18 protein-coding genes are annotated in these 17,606 nt (G+C 73.8%); all 18 read left to right on the top strand.

Translation table 11 applies throughout. The features are described 5' to 3' along the window. Positions 1-84: 84 nt before the first annotated feature. The 18 genes from ABEB06_RS37165 to ABEB06_RS37080 all read left to right on the top strand — a co-directional run bounded on the left by ABEB06_RS37165 (position 85) and on the right by ABEB06_RS37080 (position 17,547). Positions 85-1,161, top strand: coding sequence for an SDR family oxidoreductase (locus ABEB06_RS37165; protein ID WP_345701360.1), 1,077 nt, complete (start codon positions 85-87; stop codon positions 1,159-1,161). 6 nt (positions 1,162-1,167) lie between these two features. Then, positions 1,168-1,491 (top strand): plasmid stabilization protein, encoded by a 324-nt coding sequence (locus ABEB06_RS37160; protein ID WP_345701359.1) that lies wholly within the window; start codon positions 1,168-1,170, stop codon positions 1,489-1,491. 126 nt (positions 1,492-1,617) lie between these two features. Then, positions 1,618-3,408: a thiamine pyrophosphate-requiring protein gene (locus ABEB06_RS37155; RefSeq protein WP_345701358.1), complete on the top strand. Its 1,791-nt coding sequence runs from the start codon at positions 1,618-1,620 to the stop codon at positions 3,406-3,408. Between the two features lie 3 nt (positions 3,409-3,411). Beyond that, the gene (locus ABEB06_RS37150; protein ID WP_345701357.1) at positions 3,412-6,486 is read left to right on the top strand and encodes an FAD-binding and (Fe-S)-binding domain-containing protein; all 3,075 of its coding nucleotides are present in this window, start codon (positions 3,412-3,414) and stop codon (positions 6,484-6,486) included. Further along, positions 6,483-6,998 carry a DUF1360 domain-containing protein gene (locus tag ABEB06_RS37145; RefSeq protein WP_345701356.1) on the top strand — a complete coding sequence of 172 codons (516 nt, stop codon included), beginning with the start codon at positions 6,483-6,485 and terminating at the stop codon, positions 6,996-6,998. The genes ABEB06_RS37150 and ABEB06_RS37145 overlap by 4 nt, the downstream gene beginning before the upstream one ends. Continuing rightward, positions 6,995-8,107 carry an enolase C-terminal domain-like protein gene (locus tag ABEB06_RS37140; RefSeq protein WP_345701355.1) on the top strand — a complete coding sequence of 371 codons (1,113 nt, stop codon included), beginning with the start codon at positions 6,995-6,997 and terminating at the stop codon, positions 8,105-8,107. Before ABEB06_RS37145 ends, ABEB06_RS37140 begins: the two co-directional genes overlap by 4 nt. 123 nt (positions 8,108-8,230) lie before the next feature. Continuing rightward, entirely contained in the window at positions 8,231-9,991 is a 1,761-nt protein-coding gene (locus tag ABEB06_RS37135; RefSeq protein WP_345701354.1) for a glycoside hydrolase family 15 protein, read from the top strand. A gap of 142 nt (positions 9,992-10,133) precedes the next feature. Continuing rightward, positions 10,134-11,090, top strand: a complete 957-nt coding sequence (locus ABEB06_RS37130) for a TIGR03557 family F420-dependent LLM class oxidoreductase (protein ID WP_345701353.1) — start codon at positions 10,134-10,136, stop codon at positions 11,088-11,090. A gap of 187 nt (positions 11,091-11,277) precedes the next feature. After that, positions 11,278-12,120 (top strand): histone protein, encoded by an 843-nt coding sequence (locus tag ABEB06_RS37125; protein WP_345701352.1) that lies wholly within the window; start codon positions 11,278-11,280, stop codon positions 12,118-12,120. A 5-nt stretch (positions 12,121-12,125) separates the two neighbouring features. Continuing rightward, entirely contained in the window at positions 12,126-13,376 is a 1,251-nt protein-coding gene (locus ABEB06_RS37120) for an SRPBCC family protein (protein ID WP_345701351.1), read from the top strand. A gap of 5 nt (positions 13,377-13,381) precedes the next feature. Continuing rightward, positions 13,382-13,690 (top strand): gas vesicle protein GvpJ, encoded by a 309-nt coding sequence (gvpJ, locus tag ABEB06_RS37115; RefSeq protein ID WP_425559742.1) that lies wholly within the window; start codon positions 13,382-13,384, stop codon positions 13,688-13,690. Between the two features lie 347 nt (positions 13,691-14,037). Continuing rightward, complete coding sequence (gene gvpO, locus ABEB06_RS37110; protein ID WP_345701350.1) at positions 14,038-14,442, top strand: gas vesicle protein GvpO; 405 nt, start codon at positions 14,038-14,040, stop codon at positions 14,440-14,442. Continuing rightward, positions 14,439-14,909: a gas vesicle protein gene (locus tag ABEB06_RS37105; protein WP_425559741.1), complete on the top strand. Its 471-nt coding sequence runs from the start codon at positions 14,439-14,441 to the stop codon at positions 14,907-14,909. The genes gvpO and ABEB06_RS37105 overlap by 4 nt, the downstream gene beginning before the upstream one ends. After that, positions 14,906-15,706 carry a GvpL/GvpF family gas vesicle protein gene (locus tag ABEB06_RS37100; protein WP_345701349.1) on the top strand — a complete coding sequence of 267 codons (801 nt, stop codon included), beginning with the start codon at positions 14,906-14,908 and terminating at the stop codon, positions 15,704-15,706. The genes ABEB06_RS37105 and ABEB06_RS37100 overlap by 4 nt, the downstream gene beginning before the upstream one ends. 5 nt (positions 15,707-15,711) lie before the next feature. Continuing rightward, positions 15,712-15,924 (top strand): gas vesicle protein, encoded by a 213-nt coding sequence (locus ABEB06_RS37095; RefSeq protein ID WP_345701348.1) that lies wholly within the window; start codon positions 15,712-15,714, stop codon positions 15,922-15,924. Beyond that, positions 15,921-16,229 carry a gas vesicle protein K gene (locus ABEB06_RS37090; RefSeq protein ID WP_345701347.1) on the top strand — a complete coding sequence of 103 codons (309 nt, stop codon included), beginning with the start codon at positions 15,921-15,923 and terminating at the stop codon, positions 16,227-16,229. The genes ABEB06_RS37095 and ABEB06_RS37090 overlap by 4 nt, the downstream gene beginning before the upstream one ends. Positions 16,230-16,350: 121 nt before the next feature. Beyond that, positions 16,351-16,524: a CsbD family protein gene (locus ABEB06_RS37085; RefSeq protein WP_345701346.1), complete on the top strand. Its 174-nt coding sequence runs from the start codon at positions 16,351-16,353 to the stop codon at positions 16,522-16,524. A 462-nt stretch (positions 16,525-16,986) separates the two neighbouring features. Further along, the gene (locus ABEB06_RS37080; RefSeq protein ID WP_345701345.1) at positions 16,987-17,547 is read left to right on the top strand and encodes a hemerythrin domain-containing protein; all 561 of its coding nucleotides are present in this window, start codon (positions 16,987-16,989) and stop codon (positions 17,545-17,547) included. The last annotated feature ends 59 nt before the right edge of the window (positions 17,548-17,606 follow it).

Below are 17,606 nucleotides of genomic sequence, written 5' to 3'. Positions count from 1 at the left end.
CGCCGCGCGCGCCTCGCGGGCCCGGCGGGGCAACGCCCGGAACCGCCCCGTTTGCGGGCGGCGATCGGGGAAATCCGCACCCCCATGACACACGACAGAACCGCCGCCGTCCGCACCGTGGTGGTCACCGGGGCCAGTGCCGGCATCGGGCGGGCCTGCGCGGTGGCGTTCGCCGCCCGCGGCGACCGGGTCGCGCTGATCGCCCGCGGCCGCGCCGGTCTCGACGGGGCGGTGCGGGACGCCGAGCTGGCGGGCGCCGCGCAGGTCCTCGCCGTCGAGACGGACGTCGCCGACCCCGACCAGGTCGAGGCGGCGGCCCAGCGGGTGGAGGACGCGTTCGGGCGGATCGACGTGTGGGTGAACGCCGCGTTCGCCTCCGTCTTCGCCCCTTTCACCGAGATCTCGCCCGAGGAGTTCCGGCGGGTCACCGAGGTCTCCTACCTCGGGTACGTGTACGCCACCAAGGCGGCGCTGCGCCGCATGCTGCCGCGCGACTCGGGCGTGGTCGTGCAGGTCGGCTCGGCGATCGCGTACCGCGGGATCCCGCTGCAGAGCGCCTACAGCGGCGCCAAGCACGCCATCCAGGGGTTCAACGAGGCGCTGCGCTGCGAGCTGCTGGCCTCCGGCACCCGGGTGCGCAGCACGATGGTGCAGATGCCGGCGGTGAACACCCCGCAGTTCGACTGGGTCCGCTCCCGGCTGCCGATGCGCGCCCAGCCGGTGCCGCCGATCTACCAGCCGGAGGTCGCCGCCCGCGCGGTGCTGTTCGCCGCCGACCATCCGGCGCGCCGGGAGTACTGGGTCGGTGCCAGTACGGCGGCGACCCTGGTGGCGAACGCGGTCGCCCCCGGCCTGCTGGACCGCTACCTGGCCCGGACCGGCTTCGACTCGCAGCAGACCTCCGAGTGGCGGCGCGCGGGCGATCCGGACAACCTGTTCCACCCGGTCGACTCCTACGAGGACTTCGGTGCGCACGGGCGCTTCGACGACCGGGCCCGTGCGCACAGCCTCCAGCAGCGGGCCGCGCACGTCGTCGGCGCCATGTGCGCCGGGGTGGCCGGGGCGGCCGGACGGGTGGGTTCGGGTCTGCCGGCGGCCGCCGGCGGGTTCGTCTCACGGGTGCGGGGCAGGCGTTCCCCGCAGGTGCAGCGAGAGGAGTGAGGGTTCATGCCTCGTGGATCGAGTCCGAAGCGGGAACGGCAGTACGAGCACATCAAGGACAGCGCGCTGGAGCGCGGCGAGAGCGAGGACCGCGCCGAGGAGATCGCCGCGCGGACGGTGAACAAGGAGCGGGCGCGGCACGGCGAGTCGAAGACCGCCAGCCGCAGTTCGCTGGAGGACATCTCGTCGTCCCGGCGCGGGGGCCTGCGGTCGCACAGCGGAGCGCAGGGTCCGACGAAGGAGCAGTTGTACAACGAGGCCAGGCAGCGCAACATCCACGGCCGTTCGAGGATGAGCAAGCAGGAGCTCCGGCACGCGCTCGGCCGGTAGGGGTGCGCCGGTGCGTCACCGACCGCGCCCGGTCCGGGTGGGTTTGGTCACGGCGGGGCGGGTTAGCCGCAGGGGACACGGTCCCGGTGCCCGGGCCGTGATCCCGCGCTGAGGAGGAGTTGGACGATGAAGGTTTCCGACTACGTACTGGGGCGTCTGCGCGAGTGGGAGGTCGAGTACGTCTTCGCCTACCCCGGTGACGGCATCAACGGCCTGCTGGCCGCGTGGGGCCGCGCCGAGGAGGAGGGGCCCCGCTTCGTCCAGGCCCGCCACGAGGAGATGGCCGCCTTCCAGGCCGTCGGCTACGCGAAGTTCTCCGGGCGCACCGGCGTCTGCTGCGCCACCTCGGGTCCGGGCGCGATCCACCTGCTCAACGGCCTGTACGACGCGAAGCTCGACCACGTGCCCGTGGTGGCGATCGTCGGGCAGACCGACCGCACGGCCATGGGCGGGTCGTACCAGCAGGAGGTCGACCTCCTGTCGCTGTACAAGGACGTGGCGTCGGAGTTCTGCGAGATGGTGACCGTCCCCGCGCAGCTGCCGAACGTGCTGGACCGGGCGATGCGGATCGCCGCGACCCGGCGCACGGTCACCGCGGTGATCATTCCCGCCGACGTGCAGGAGCTCGACCACGAGCCGCCCGCGCACGCGTTCAAGCAGGTGCCGTCCAGCCTCGGGGTGCCCCGCTACGCGCCCGTGCCCGCCGAGCAGGACCTGGCGCGTGCGGCGGAGGTGCTCAACGCCGGCGAGAAGGTCGCGATGCTGATCGGGCAGGGCGCCCGGCACGCGCGCGCCGAGGTGGAGCAGGTCGCCGACCTGCTCGGCGCGGGCGTGGCGAAGGCGCTGCTCGGGAAGGACGCGCTGCCCGACACGCTGCCGTACGTGACCGGGTCGATCGGCCTGCTCGGCACCCGCGCCTCCTACGAGATGATGCGTGACTGCGACACCCTGCTGGTGGTCGGGTCCAGCTTCCCGTACACGCAGTTCCTGCCCGAGTTCGACCAGGCCCGCGCGGTGCAGATCGACCTGGACCCGTCGATGGTGGGCCTGCGCTACCCGTTCGAGGTCAACCTCGTCGGCGACGCGGGCGAGTCCCTGCGCCGGCTGCTCCCGATGCTGGAGCACAAGGCGGACCGGACCTGGCGCAAGACCGTGGAGGAGAACGCGGCGCGCTGGTGGGAGGTCATGCAGCGGCGCGCGGAGGTGAGTGCCGACCCGATCAACCCGGAGTACGTCGTGCACACCCTCGACGAGCTGCTGCCCGACAACGCGATCGTGGCCGCGGACTCCGGCTCGGCGGCGAACTGGTACGCCCGCCACCTGCGCTTCCGGGAGGGGATCCGCGGATCGCTGTCGGGCACGCTCGCCACGATGGGTCCGGGCGTGCCGTACGTGATCGGCGCGAAGTTCGCCCACCCGGACCGGCCCGCGATCGCGATCGTCGGTGACGGCGCGATGCAGATGAACGGCCTCGCCGAGCTGATCACCGCCGCCAAGTACTACCAGGAGTGGGCCGATCCCCGCCTGGTGGTGGCGGTGCTGAACAACCACGACCTGAACCAGGTCACCTGGGAGATGCGCGCCATGCAGGGCGCCCCGCAGTTCGAGGCGTCGCAGAGCCTGCCCGACGTGCGGTACGCGGACATCGCCTCGACCTTCGGCCTGTACGGCGCCCGGGTCGAGCGGCCCGAGGACGTGGAACCGGTGTGGCGGCAGGCACTCGCGGCGGACCGGCCGTTCGTCATCGACTTCCGCACCGACCCGGCGGTGCCGCCGATCCCGCCGCACGCCGACTGGGACCAGGTCAAGGCCACCGCGAAGTCCGTCCTCAAGGGCGACAGCGACCGCGGTTCGGTGGTGCGCCAGGGCGTCAAGGCGAAGCTGCAGGAGTTCCTGCCGGGCCACGGAGGGAAGTGACCGGTGTCCCACCCCCGGGAGGACCACTCGGGCCTCGAACGGGCGCTGCGCGCCGAGGTGGACGGCGAGGTCCGGTTCGACGCGGGCAGCCGCGGCGCGTACGCGACCGACGGGTCGAACTACCGGCAGGTGCCGATCGGCGTGGTGGTGCCGCGCACCGTCGAGGCGGGCGCCGCCGCGGTCGCCGTGTGCGCCCGGTTCGGCGCGCCGGTGCTCTCGCGCGGCGGCGGCACCAGCCTCGGCGGGCAGTGCACCAACACCGCGGTGGTCCTCGACTGGACCAAGTACTGCAACCGGCTGCTGTCCGTCGACCGCGAGAGGCGGACCTGCGTGGTCGAGCCCGGCATCGTCCTGGACGAGCTCAACCGGCAACTCGCCCCGTACGGACTGAAGTTCGGACCGAAGCCGTCCACCCACAGCCACTGCGCGCTGGGCGGGATGATCGGCAACAACAGCTGCGGCGCCTCCGCCCAGGCCTACGGCAAGACCGTCGACAACATCCGCAGCCTCGACGTCCTCACCTACGACGGCACCCGGTTCCGTGCGGGCGCCACCGGCGAGGAGGAGTTCGAGCGGATCGTCGCCGCCGGCGGGCCGCAGGCCCGGCTCTACCGGGGGATGCGCGACCTCGTCGGCCGCCACCTCGCCGAGATCCGCCGCGGCTACCCGAAGATCCCGCGCCGGGTGTCCGGCTACAACCTCGACTCCCTGCTGCCGGAGAACGGCTTCCACGTGGCCCGCGCCCTGGTGGGCAGCGAAGGCACCCTGGTCACCGTGCTGCGCGCCGAGTTGGAGCTCGTCGAGGTGCCGGCCGCGGAGGCGCTGCTGGTCCTCGGCTTCGACGACATCTACGCCGCCGCCGACGCCGTCCCCCAGCTGCTCCGGCACGCGAGCCCCACCCAACTGGAGGCGGTCGACGGCCGGATGGCCCAGCTGATGCGCGAGGAGCACGCCCACCTCGACTCCCTGGAGCGGCTTCCGGAGGGCGACAGCTGGCTGCTGGTGCAGTTCACCGGCGACAGCAAGGAGGAGGCGGACGCGCAGGCGCACGAACTGCTGCGCGCGCTCGGGCGCGACGAGGACGACCCCGGCGTGGCCCTGTCCGACGACCCGCAGCGCGAGCAGGAGATGCTCAGGACCAGGGAGGCCGGACTCGGGGTGACCGCCCGGCCGCCGGACGGCTCCGAGACCTGGGAGGGCTGGGAGGACTCCGCCGTCGCCCCCGAGCGCCTGGGCGACTACCTGCGCGACCTGGAGCGGCTCTTCGACCGGTACGGGTACCAGCAGGCCTCCCTGTACGGGCACTTCGGGCAGGGCTGCGTCCACACCCGGATCCCGTTCGGCCTGCGGGAGGGCAAGGGCGTCGAGGCGTTCCGGTCCTTCCTGTTCGACGCCGCCGACCTGGTCGCCTCCTACGGCGGCTCGCTGTCGGGCGAGCACGGCGACGGCCAGGCCCGCGGCGAACTCCTCCCCCGCATGTTCGGCCCCCGACTCGTCGGGGCCATGGGCGAGCTGAAGGCCCTGTTCGACCCCGGCAACCGGATGAACCCCGGCAAGGTCGTCCACCCGAACCCCGTCGACGGCAACCTCCGGATCGGCGCCGCCTGGCGCCCCGAACCCCTCACCACGCACTTCGCCTACCCCGACGACGACCACGACTTCGGCCAGGCCGTGCTGCGCTGCGTCGGGATCGGCAACTGCCGCACCCACCGGGGCGGCGTCATGTGCCCCTCCTACCGGGCCACCGGGGAGGAGGAGCACTCGACCCGCGGCCGGGCCAGGCTGCTGTTCGAGATGCTCGACGGCCACCAGGACACACCGGTCACCGGCGGCTGGCGGTCCACCGAGGTCCGCGACGCCCTCGACCTCTGCCTGGCCTGCAAGGGCTGCAGGTCCGACTGCCCGGTCGGCGTCGACATGGCCACCTACAAGGCCGAGTTCCTCGCCCACCACTACGAGCACCGGCTGCGCCCGCCGGCCCACTACGCGATGGGCTGGCTCCCGCTGTGGGCGCGCCTGGTCCGCACCGCTCCCGGCCTGCCGGGCCTGGCCAACGCGGCCCTGCGGGCCCCGGCCGTCGGACGGCTCGGCAAGCTGCTGGCCGGCATCGACCCGCGACGCGACGCCCCGCTCTTCGCCACCCACTCCTTCCAGGAGCACCGGCACGCCTTCGGCGGACCGCAGCCCGACCCGTCGGATCCGCGCACCGTGGTGCTGTGGCCGGACACCTTCTCCAACCACTTCCACCCCCACGTCGCCCGGGCCGCGGTCCGGGTGCTGGAGGACGCCGGCTTCCGCGTCGCGGTCCCGGACGAGCCGGTGTGCTGCGGCCTGACCTGGATCTCCACCGGCCAGCTCGCCACCGCCCGCCGCGTCCTGCGGCGGACCACGCGGGTGCTGCGGCCGTGGCTGGAGGCCGGCACCCCGATCGTCGGTCTCGAACCGTCCTGCACCGCGGTGTTCCGCGCCGACGCCCCCGAACTCCTCGACGGCGACCAGGACATCGCCCGGCTGGCCGCCCAGGTGCGCACCTTCGCCGAACAGCTCGCCGGCCACGCCCCCGACGGCTGGCAGCCGCCGCGGCTGGACCGTGCGGCCACCGTGCAGACCCACTGCCACCAGCACGCCGTCCTCGGCGCGGACCCGGACGGCGAGCTGCTGCGCCGGGCCGGCATCGACGCGGACGTCCTCGACGAGGGCTGCTGCGGCCTGGCCGGCAACTTCGGCTTCGAACGCGGGCACTACGACCTGTCCCTGACCATCGCCGAGCAGGGCGTCCTGCCGGCCGTGCGCGACACCGCCCCCGACGCGCTCGTGCTGGCCGACGGCTTCAGCTGCCGCACCCAGATCGACCAGGCCGACACCGGGCGCCGGGCCCTGCACCTGGCCGAAGCCCTCGCGCTCGCCCTCGACGGCCCCCTGCCGGACGACCGGCCCGAGCGGGCGGCTCCACGGCCGCGGCCGCACCCCGCGGCCGCCCGGCGGGCCGCGGCGACGGCCGGCACCGCGGCCGGGCTGACCGTGGGCGCGCTGCTCGCCGCCCGGCACCGCCGGCGCGCCCGGAAGGAGACACCATGAGCGCCCTGCAGGACCTGCTGCACCACGAGGCCCACGCCTACACCGGCGGCGACGACCGCCCGCTCGCCGCCTACACCGGCACGATGGCCGTCTACGCCGGCACCGTCGCGGCAGCGGTCACGGCCGCCCGGGCGACCCGCAGACCCCTGCCGGCGCCCGGGCCGTGGGACCTGGCGGTCAACGCCCTGGCCACCCACCAGCTGGCCCGGCTGATCGCCAAGGACCCGGTCACCAGCCCGCTGCGGGCGCCCTTCACCCGCTTCCAGGGCGCCTCCGGCCCGGCCGAGCTGGACGAGGACGTCCGGGGCTCCGGGGTCCGCAAGGCCGTCGGCGAACTGGTCACCTGCCCGTTCTGCACCGGCCTGTGGGTGGCCACCGCGATCACCGTCGGATCGCTGTTCGCACCCCGCGCCACCCGGCTGGCCACCTCCACCCTCGCCGCCCTGGCCGGGGCCGACTTCCTCCACTTCGCCCGGGTGACCGCCCAGCACGCGGCCGACGGGCCGTCATGACCGGCAGCCCCGCGGCGCCACGGATCGAGGCCGTCGAGGTCCAGGTCCTCACCTTCCCCACGGACGCCCCGGAGGCCGACGGCACGCTCTCCTGGGACGCCACCACCATGGTCCTCGTGCGGGCGACCAGCGGCGGGACCACCGGCCTGGGCTGGACCTACGGCGCCCCCGCCATCGCCCACGTGGTCACCGGCCTGCTGCGCGACACCGTCGTCGGCGGCCCGGCGTTCGACGTGCCCGCCGCCAACGGGGCGATGAGCCGCGCCGTGCGCAACGCCGGCCGGCCCGGGCTGGTCGCGGGCGCCCTCTCGGCCGTCGACATCGCCCTGTGGGACCTCAAGGCCCGTCTGCTCGACCTACCGCTGGTCGACCTGCTCGGCGCCGCCCGCCGCGAGGTGCCGCTCTACGGCAGCGGCGGCTTCACCACCTACGGCCACGAGCGGCTGGCCGAGCAGTTGCGGGGTTGGGCCGGGCAGGGCTTCACCCGCTTCAAGATCAAGATCGGCGAGCAGTGGGGCGCCCGCGAACGGCGGGACCTGGAACGCGCCGAACAGGCCCGCGCCCTGGTGGGCGAGGACGCCGAGCTCTACGTGGACGCCAACGGCGCCTACACCCGCAAACAGGCCGTCCGGGTCGGCCGCACCCTGGCCGGGCTGGGCGTCAGCTGGTTCGAGGAGCCCGTGTCCTCCGACGACCTGGCGGGCCTGGCGCTGGTCCGCGACGCGGTCACCGCGGACGTCGCGGCCGGCGAGTACGGCTACGACCTGCCCTACTTCGCCCGCATGGCTCCGGCCGTGGACTGCCTGCAGGCCGACGCCACCCGGTGCGGCGGCATCACCGGCTGGCTGCGCGCCGCCGCCCTGGCCCAGGCCCACGGCCTGGACCTGTCGGGGCACTGCGCCCCGCACGTCCACGCGCACGCCGCGACCGCCGTGCCGAACCTGCGGCACCTGGAGTGGTTCCACGACCACGTCCGCATCGAGAACCTGCTCTTCGACGGTGTCCTCGCACCCGACGGGGGCGTCCTGCAACCGGGGCGCTCGGGCCGCCCCGGGCTCGGGGTGACGGTCCGCCACGAGGTCCAGGAGCGCTTCCGTGTCCCCGGGTGAGGGCACCGGCCCGACCCGGGGCCGGACCGCCGCTCGGTACGGCAACGGCCGCTCGATCACCGGGCGCCTGCCCCGCCGGGGGCCGTCCCACGCCCGCGCCCTGCCACGGAAGGAGACGACCCGTTGACCGCCTCCACCCCCGCGGGTCCACCCGCGCCCCACGTCCTGCGCGATTACGCTCTGCTCGCCGACGGCCACCGCGGGGCCCTGGTGGGGCCCCGCGGCGACATCGGGTGGATGTGCGCGCCCCGCTGGGACAGCGACGCCGTCTTCGCCGCCCTGATCGGCGGTGACGGCTGGTACGGCGTCACCCCCGCCCGGCCCTTCGTGTGGGGCGGCTACTACGAGCCCGGCAGCCTCGTCTGGCGCAGCCGCTGGACCACCACCGACGGCATCACCGAATGCCGCGAGGCACTCGCCCACCCGGGAGACCCGCACCGGGCCGTGGTGCTGCGCAGGGTGCTGGCCGTCGACGGCGACGCGCACCTGGACGTCCGCCTGGAGGCGGCCGCGGAGTTCGGCACCGCGCCGATGCGGGCGCTGCGACGCGACGAGGACGGCACCTGGACGGCCCGGGCCGGCGACCTGCACCTGCGGCTGAGCGGCTGCCCCGACGCGCAGGCCGGACCGGCCGGGCTGCACAGCGTCCTGCGGGTGGCGGCCGGAGCGTCCCAGGACCTCGTTCTGGAGGTGTCCGACCGGCCGCTGCCGGCCCCGGAGCCCGCCGGGCGGCTCTGGCGCGCGACCGAGACGGCCTGGGCCGAGCAGGTGCCCGAACCGGACGGCGTCCTGGCGGGGCGGGACGCCCGACACGCCTGCGCCGTCCTCACCGGCCTGACCGGCCCGAGCGGCGGCACCGTCGCCGCGGCCACCACCAGCCTGCCGGAACGCGCCGAGCAGGGGCGCAACTACGACTACCGGTACGTGTGGATCCGCGACCAGGCCTACATCGGCCAGGCCGCCGCCAGGGTCGGCCCGCACCCCCTGCTCCAGGACTCCCTGCGGTTCGTGACCGCCCGCCTGCTCGACGACGGCCCCCGCCTCGCCCCCGCCTACTCCGCCACCGGCGCCCCGGTACCGGATCCCCGCACGCTCGACCTGCCCGGTTACCCCGGCGGGTTCGACGTCGTCGGGAACCGCGTCAACCACCAGTTCCAGCTCGACGTCTTCGGCGAGTGCCTGCTGCTGCTCGCCGCCGGCGCCCGCCACGACCTGCTGGACACGGACGGGTGGCGCGCCGTCCGGATCGCCGCCGACGCCGTCGCCGCCCGCCACACCGAGAAGGACGCCGGGATCTGGGAACTCCACCCGGACCGGTGGGCGCACAGCAGGCTGACCTGCGCCGCCGGGCTGCGGGCCGTCGCCACCGCCCCGCAGCCCGCTTCCGGCCGCGGCCGGGCGGCCCGCTGGGAGGCCCTCGCCGACCGCCTGGTCGCGAGCGTCGACGCCGACTGCCTGCACCCGTCGGGGCGCTGGCAGCGCTCCCCCACCGACCCGGGCGTCGACGCCGCACTGCTGCTACCCGCCGTCCGCGGGGCGCTGCCCGCCGATGACCCCCGCACCCGCGCCACCCTGGACGCCGTCCTCACCGACCTCGCCCGGGACCACTACTGCTACCGGTTCCGGCACGACCGGCAGCCCCTGCAGGACGCCGAGGGCGCCTTCCTGCTGTGCGGGTTCCTGGTCGCCCTCGCCCACCACCAGCAGGGCGACGGCATCGAGGCGGTGCGCTGGTTCGAACGCAACAGAGCCGCCTGCGGGCCGCCGGGCCTGTACGCCGAGGAGTTCGACGTCGCCCAGCGCCAGCTGCGCGGCAACCTGCCCCAGGCCTTCGTCCACGCCCTGCTGCTGGAGACCGCCGCCGCACTCGCACCCGCCCGCTGACCGCCGTGGCGGCCGGGATGCCCGTCTCCCGGAAGACGGGCAGCTCCACGGTTTGCCCGGCCACCGGCCGGGCAGCCGACCCGGCGCACGCCCCGGCGCCTGCTGCCGGGCGCCTTCCACAGCGAGAGAGGAGCAGGATCCGATGACCGAGTACGGGTACTTCCTGTCGTGCGAGGAGTTCACCCCGGCGGAGTTGCTCGACCAGGCCCGGCGGGCGCAGCAGGCCGGGTTCACCCGGCTGGCGATCTCCGACCACTTCCACCCGTGGAACGACGCCCAGGGCAACAGCGCGTTCGTGTGGTCGATGATCGGCGCGCTGTCACAGGCCGTCGGCCTGCCCGTCACCACGTTGGTGACCTGCCCGACGCTGCGCGTCCACCCCGCGATCACGGCGCAGGCCGCAGCCACCTCCAGCGTCCTGCTCGACGGCCGGTTCGAGCTCGGCGTGGGCACCGGCGAAGCCCTCAACGAGCACGTCCTGGGCGGGCGGTGGCCCTCCTTCGAGGAGAGGGCCGACATGCTGGAGGAGGCGGTCGAGGTGATGCGCAAGCTGTTCACCGGTGACCTCGTCAGCCACCGCGGACGGCACTACACCGTCGACAACGCCCGCCTCTACACCGCACCCGACGGGCCGCTGCCCGTCCTCGTGTCCGGGTTCGGCCCCAAGGCCGCCGAATTGGCCGGGCGGATCGGGGACGGCTTCGTCACCATGACACCGGACGCCGACCTGGTGGGGGCCTTCCGGGAGGGCGGCGGGGAGGGCCGGAAGGTCGTCGGCGGGGTGAAGGTCTGCTGGAGCAGCGACCGGCTCAAGGCCGTCGACGTGGTGCACCGGCTCTGGCCCACCGAACTGCTGCCGGGCGAACTCGCGCAGCTCCTGCCCACCCCGACCCACTTCGAGCAGGCCACCGAGCTGGTGACCCGCGACATGGTCGCCGACGCGGTCACCTGCGGTGACGCGGTCGAAGAGCACGTCGAGACGGTCCGCGCCTACGCCCGCGCCGGATTCGACGAGGTCTACGTCGGGCAGATCGGCCCGGACCAGGCGGACTTCTTCGACGCCTACCGCGACCAGGTGCTGCCGGCCCTCGCCCGCTGAGCCGCGGCGGCAACGCGCGGGCGGGCGCGGTGCTCCGCGCCCGCCCGCTCCGCACCGTCCTTCGTCTTCCCGGTGAACTCCTGACCCCAGTCGCCGTGTGTTGTTCCTGGCAGCTCGGGTAGGCGGGGTTGTTATCGAAGCGGGTCGGAGGGAAAGCCGGTCCGCTCGCCTCTCCAGGGACAAGGTCATGACGAATGCGAAGCTTGCCGCTGCGGTGGCCGGGGGCTACCTTCTCGGGCGCTTGCACAAGGCCCGATGGGCTCTTGCCCTCGCCGGTATGGCAGCGGGGAAGAAACTGAGTGCCAACCCGGGTGTGCTCCTCGGCGAACTCATGGAGTCGTCGCCACAGCTGCGACGGTTGGCCGACGACGTGCGGGGCGAGTTGACGGAGGCCGGGAAGAAGGCCGCGATCGCTGCCGCGAGCAACCGGGTGGGAGCGCTGACCAACCGGCTGCAGCAGGGGACGGATGCCCTGCGCCAGCAGGCGTCCGGCGGCCGGAAGCAGGACTCGGAGGACGACGAGGACCAGCAGCCGGACGAGGAGCCCGAGGACCAGGACCAGGAGGAACCCGAGGACCAGGAAGAGCCGGAAGAGCCGGAAGAGCGGGAAGAACCGGAGGACGAGGAGGAGCCGGAGGACGAGGAGGAGCCGGAGGAGCGCGGGAAGAAGCCCGCATCGCGCAGCCGCACCTCCCGTGCGGGCGGATCCTCCGCACGCGGGTCCTCGGCGAGCAAGCGCTCCGCCCCGTCGAAGTCGTCCTCGTCCACCACCCGGTCCGGGGCCTCGTCGAAGACGTCGAGCGGCTCCGGCACGGCGCGCAAGACGGCGTCGAGCGGGACGTCCCGCTCCAGTCGGCCGGCTGCCGCGAAGAAGACCGCGAGCAAGGCCCCGGCGAAGAAGGCCGCGGCGCCGCGCAAGAGCACGGCCGCCGCGAAGAAGACGGCCTCGTCGTCGGCGCGGAAGACCGCGGCCGGCTCGTCGGCCCGTAAGAGCACCGGCACGCGCACCTCGACCCGGAAGCGGGGGTGAGTCCGATGGCCAAGCAGTCCGACGACAAGGGGTCCGGGCTCGGCGACGTGCTGGAGGCGCTGCCGACCGACCGGTTGAAGGAGCAGGCCCGTGAGCTGATGTCGGCACTCGGGGAGCGCGCCGTCGCGACCGCGAGCGACAAGGTCGGCGAGGTCACCGACCGCCTCGTCGGGTACGTGGAGAACGGCGGCATCGGCGGCGGAGGGGGCCCGGGCAAGTCGATGCTGAAAGCCGCGGTGGGCGCGGGTGCCAGCAACCTGAAGGACGCCGTGGTCGGCAAGCTCGGCGGTGGCGGTGGCGGTGACGGTGACGGTGGCGGCGGCAAGGGCAAGGGCGGGAGCGGGAAGCTCAAGGTCACCAACATCGTGGAGCAGATCGACGTCGGCGTTCCCGTCCGCGTCGCGTACAACCAGTGGACGCAGTTCCAGGACTTTCCGAAGTTCACGAAGCGTCTGGAGCAGGTCGAGCAGAAGGACGAGGGCAAGCTCTCCTGGAAGGCCGGGATCTTCCTGTCCCATCGCACCTGGGAGTCGACGATCGTCGAGCAGGTCCCGGACGAGACGATCGTGTGGAAGTCGAAGGGCGAGAAGGGCTCCGCGGACGGCACGGTGACGTTCCACGAGCTCGCACCGAACCTGACCCGGATCCTCCTCGTACTGGAGTACCACCCGCAGGGACTCTTCGAGCGGACCGGCAACCTGTGGCGGGCCCAGGGCCGGCGCGTCCGGCTGGAACTCAAGCACTTCCGTCGCCACGTGATGACGAAGACGATCCTCGACCAGGACGGCGTGGAGGGCTGGCGCGGCGAGATCCGCGACGGGAAGGTCGTGCGCTCCCACGACGAGGCCGTCGAGGAGGAGGGCCAGGAATCCGAGGAGCCGCAGGACTACGACGAGGACGACGAGTACGACGACGAGCAGGGCCAGGAGGACGAGGAGACGCCTCAGGACGACGAGGAGGACTACGAGGACGAAGAGACGCCGCCGGAAGACGAGGCCGAGTACGAGGACGAGGACGAGGAGGAGGAGCCCGAGTCCGGCGACGACGAGGAGGACTACGAGGAGGAAGACGCCTACGACGACGAGGAGGAGCCTCCGCCGGACGAGGACTCCGGGGACGAGAACGACGAGGAGTACGACGACGAGGAGTACGAGGACGAGCCCGAGGACGACTACGAAGACGAGGACGAGCCCGAGGACGAGAGCGATGAGGGGACCGGTCGGCGCGGTTCCCGGCGTGCGCTCGCGCGGAGGTGAGAACGGTGACCACGGCTGCTCGTTCCGGCCGCCACCTGGGCCGTCCGTCCCCGAGCGGGCGGGTGGACGTCATCGACATCCTGGACAGGGGCCTGGTCACCGACATCCACCTGCGGGTCTCCCTGGTGGGGATCGAACTGCTGACCGTGGACGCGCGCATCGTAGTGGCGAGCGTGGACACCTACCTGCGGTTCGCCGAAGCAGTGGACCGGCTTGACCTGGCGGACGACAAGAGTGGAGGCCTGCCGGAGCTGATGCCGGACATGCGCGAAGGAGCCGCCCGCCACAAGACCCGCGGCGTGCGAGGAGCGTGACTGATGAACGCCACCGTCCCGCCGGACCTCGACACCCCGGCCTGCTACGCGTACGGCATCGTCCCGGCCCGCACCCGGGCGCCGCAAGGCCTCCTCGCCCCGCGGTCCACCGTCCGCGGCCCTTACCGGCAGGGAGTGGGTGCTGCGCCGGATCCTCGGCCGGCGGGAGGACGTCGCCCGTCTCCGCGAGCAGGCGTCCGCCCCGCCCGCCGACACCGCCCGTCCGCTGGAAGCCCCGGCGCCGCCGGCCGAGGTCGCCCTCGGCGCCCCGGCCGCCGCGGGCCAGGCCGTCAATGCCTCCTCCGGGACTCCGCGCGCGCCGCTTCGGGTCGGGAGGTGTGAGCACCATGCCCGAATCCCGTGCCCGCCGTTCCGCCGAGCATGCGGCGCGCCGCCCGTCGACGGACCCGCCCCGGTCGTCCCGGCCGCGCCGCCGGGCCGTCGGGGCCGAGGAAGCCGAACCGACCGCACCGCGCGCCGCGCCCCGGCTCCGTGCCTCGCAGGCCGCCGCCATGGCCGCACGCCACGTGCAGGCCCTCACCGGGCACGGCTCCGAGAGCATCACCTCGCTGGAGCGGACCGACGACGGCTGGCGGATCGCCGTCGAGGTGCTGGAGAGCCGCCGCATCCCCGACTCGAGCGACATCCTCGCCGTCTACGACGTCGTCCTCGACGACGACGGCGAACTCGTCTCCTACCGGCGGGCCGGCCGCTACTACCGCGGCCGCGCCGAACGGGAGGAGGAGTCGTGAGCGACCTGAGCCCCTGGCCGACCTCCGGTTCCCTGTCGGCGACGCCCCGAACGGGGGGTCCTCCGCAGCCCGCGAACCTGGCCGACCTCCTCGAACGCGTCCTGGACAAGGGGATCGTGATCGCGGGCGACATCCGCATCAATCTCCTGGACATCGAGCTGCTCACCATCAAGATCAGGCTGCTGATCGCCTCGGTCGACCGGGCCCGGGAGATGGGCATCGACTGGTGGGAACACGACCCCTCGCTGTCCTCCGGCCAACGCGACCTGGCGTTGGAGAACCGCCGGCTGCGCGAGCGCCTGGGCGAACTCGAGGCCGCCCGCACCGACGCCGCGACGGAGGACGGGAGCAGGACCGGGACCGAGCGGCCGGCCCGGTCGGCCGCGACCCGCCCGAAGCCCACCCGGTCCGGCACCACCGGTACGTCCGGCACCTCCGCCTCCCGCCGCAAGGGCACCGCGCCATGACCCGCGACGCCTACACCTGGCTCTACGCGATCGCGTCGGCGGCCGACGACCGGCCCGACCCGGGACGCCTCAGCGGCGTCGCCGGTGAACGGCCGAGGCTGCTCACCTCCGAGGGCCTCGCCGCCGTCGTCGGCTCCGTGCCCCCCTCGGACTTCGACGCCACCGCGCTCCAGCAGCACCTCCAGGACCCCGCCTGGTTGGAGGCCGCGGTACGCGCCCATCACCGGGTCGTCGACGTCCTCGCCCAGAGCTCCCACGCACTGCCGCTCCGCTTCGCCACCCTCTACCACGACGACCAGCGGGTCCTCGATCTGCTCCAGCAGCACCGCCGCGCCTTCCAGGCCGCCCTCGAACGCATCGCCGGCCGCATGGAGTGGGGCGTCAAGGGCTACCTGGACACGGCTCACCGCCCCCCTGACGAGGACGCCGACAGCACCGGCACGCCGTCTCCCGGACGGCCCGGCACCGCCTACCTGCTGCGCCGCCGAGCCGCCCGCGACCAGGCCGGGCGGGCGCTGGACGACGCGGCCGAGCGGGCCGGGCAGATCCATCGCCGGCTCGCCGAGTACGCCGACGAAGCAACCGAGCACCCCCTGCAGTCGGCGGAGATGACGGCCGTCCGCGACCCGATGGTCCTCAACGGCGCCTACCTGGTGGGCCGCGGCCGCGCGCAGGGGTTCACCGACCTCCTCGCCGACCTTCGGCAGGCCCACGCCCCGGCCCTGCGGGTCGAACTGACCGGCCCGTGGCCGCCGTACTCGTTCGTCGAGCTTCCGACCACGGACGGCGGGAGGTGAGCCCGATGGCCCAGCCGTCCCCCACGTCGTCGGCCGCCCTCCGGCAGCGTGACGTCGCCCTGGTCGACCTGCTCGACCGGGTGCTGGCCGGCGGCGTGGTCATCGCGGGCGAGATCACCCTGTCGATCGCCGACGTCGACCTGGTACGGATCAGCCTCCGGGCCCTGATCGCCTCGGTCCGCTCCATCGCCGGCGACCAGGACGGGGACCCGCCGTGACACCCCCGCCCCACGACCGGACGCCGGGCACCGGCCGCCGCATCGCCCTCGATCCCGAAACCGTCGGACGCGACCTGGCCTCCCTGGTGCTGGCGATCGTGGAACTGATCAGGCAGCTGATGGAGCGCCAGGCCCTGCGCCGGATCGACCAGGGCGACCTCGACGACGACCGGATCGAGGAGATCGGCCTGACCCTGATGGCCCTGGAGGAGCGGATGGCCGACCTGCGGGAGCGCTTCGACCTCACCCCCGAAGACCTCAACATCGACCTCGGGCCGCTCGGCCACCTGCTGTCGGACGACTAGCGTTCCCGCACCGACGGTCGAGAGCACCGACCGCCCACGAACCTTCTGCCCCGTCCGGGGTGTGGAATCCCCCCGCCCGGGCAGACGCGGTGCGCACAGCCGAGCATCCGAGGAGGAAAGCATGGGCGCGGGCAAGAAGATGAAGAACACCGCCGAATCCATGAAGGGCAAGGCCAAGGAAGCCACCGGCAAGGCCACCGGCAACGAGAGCCTGACGGTCAAGGGCAAAGCCGAACAGGCCAAGGGCGACGCCAAGCAGGCCGGCCAGAAGGCGAAGGACGCCCTCAAGCACTGACCGCCGTCCTGGACGGCCCAGCCCGTCTCCCGGGCTCCGCACCGATCACCGGAACACGAGATCGCGTGCGGGGCCCGGACACGTCGCGCCCAGGACTGCCGACTGCCGACTTCCGCACCTTGTCGGCCCCGTTTGCCGCCGGGGATCGGGGATAGCCGGACGGTATGAACTCCCCCACCGACGCCGGACGGCGTTACACGGACATCACCCCGGTTCCGCAGCCGGAACCCCCGGCCCCGCCCGGGCCGCCGGAGCCCGTCGAGCCACCCGGCCCGCCGGAGCCGACCCGCCCGCCCCTGCCGCCGGACCCCCCGGCCCCGCCCGGGCAGCCCGTCCCTCCCCCGGAGCCGCCCAGGCCCGCACCGGGCGGGCCCGGTCCCGTCCCCGGCCCGCACGAACCACCGGACTGAACCTGCGACCCGAGCTCACACCATCGAGGCACACACGAAAGGCGCATGCGCAATGGGACACGGCGGAAACGTGATCGAGGAACTGATGGTCGACCACCGGGAGGTCGAGGAGATCTTCGGCCGGATCCGGGCGATGACGGGCGGCGGCGAGCAGCTGCGCGCTCTGGTGGACGAGGTCACGATCGAGCTGGTGCGCCACTCGGTCGCCGAGGAGCAGTACCTGTACCCGGCGGTGCGCGAGCACATCGCGGGCGGCGACCGGCTCGCGGACAAGGAGATCGAGGACCACGAGCGGGTGGAGAAGCTCCTCAAGCAGCTGGAGAAGATGGACACCGACGATCCGCGGATGGGCCCCGCCCTGCAGGAACTCATGGACGAGGTCTCCGAGCACATCCAGGACGAGGACACCAACCTGTTCCCGATGCTCGCGCAGGCGACCACGCCGGAGGTCCTCATGGACCTCGGCGACAAGATCCGGCGGGCGAAGGCGGTGGCCCCGACCCGGCCGCACCCCTCCGCGCCGAACAGTCCGACGGCCAGCAAGCTCCTCGCACCCGGCGCCGGGCTGGTGGACCGCGCGCGCGACTTCGTCACCGGCCGCGGCAGGTCCTGACCCGCCCCTCGACCGGGTCCGGCTCCGACCCCCGGTCCGCGGGGAACACGCACGGGAGG

The sequence above is a fragment of the Kitasatospora terrestris genome (assembly GCF_039542905.1).
Taxonomy (GTDB): domain Bacteria; phylum Actinomycetota; class Actinomycetes; order Streptomycetales; family Streptomycetaceae; genus Kitasatospora; species Kitasatospora terrestris.
Note: the sequence above shows the minus strand (reverse complement) of the source record. Positions and strands in the feature narration are given on the sequence as shown.

Bases quoted from the DNA above. Each gene is read 5' to 3' on its own strand.
- ABEB06_RS37165 (WP_345701360.1), top strand. From the start codon at position 85: ATGACACACGACAGAACCGCCGCCGTCCGCACCGTGGTGGTCACCGGG.
- ABEB06_RS37160 (WP_345701359.1), top strand. From the start codon at position 1,168: ATGCCTCGTGGATCGAGTCCGAAGCGGGAACGGCAGTACGAGCACATC.
- ABEB06_RS37155 (WP_345701358.1), top strand. From the start codon at position 1,618: ATGAAGGTTTCCGACTACGTACTGGGGCGTCTGCGCGAGTGGGAGGTC.
- ABEB06_RS37145 (WP_345701356.1), top strand. From the start codon at position 6,483: ATGAGCGCCCTGCAGGACCTGCTGCACCACGAGGCCCACGCCTACACC.
- ABEB06_RS37140 (WP_345701355.1), top strand. From the start codon at position 6,995: ATGACCGGCAGCCCCGCGGCGCCACGGATCGAGGCCGTCGAGGTCCAG.
- ABEB06_RS37130 (WP_345701353.1), top strand. From the start codon at position 10,134: ATGACCGAGTACGGGTACTTCCTGTCGTGCGAGGAGTTCACCCCGGCG.
- ABEB06_RS37125 (WP_345701352.1), top strand. From the start codon at position 11,278: ATGACGAATGCGAAGCTTGCCGCTGCGGTGGCCGGGGGCTACCTTCTC.
- ABEB06_RS37120 (WP_345701351.1), top strand. From the start codon at position 12,126: ATGGCCAAGCAGTCCGACGACAAGGGGTCCGGGCTCGGCGACGTGCTG.
- gvpO (WP_345701350.1), top strand. From the start codon at position 14,038: ATGCCCGAATCCCGTGCCCGCCGTTCCGCCGAGCATGCGGCGCGCCGC.
- ABEB06_RS37100 (WP_345701349.1), top strand. From the start codon at position 14,906: ATGACCCGCGACGCCTACACCTGGCTCTACGCGATCGCGTCGGCGGCC.
- ABEB06_RS37095 (WP_345701348.1), top strand. From the start codon at position 15,712: ATGGCCCAGCCGTCCCCCACGTCGTCGGCCGCCCTCCGGCAGCGTGAC.
- ABEB06_RS37085 (WP_345701346.1), top strand. From the start codon at position 16,351: ATGGGCGCGGGCAAGAAGATGAAGAACACCGCCGAATCCATGAAGGGC.
- ABEB06_RS37080 (WP_345701345.1), top strand. From the start codon at position 16,987: ATGGGACACGGCGGAAACGTGATCGAGGAACTGATGGTCGACCACCGG.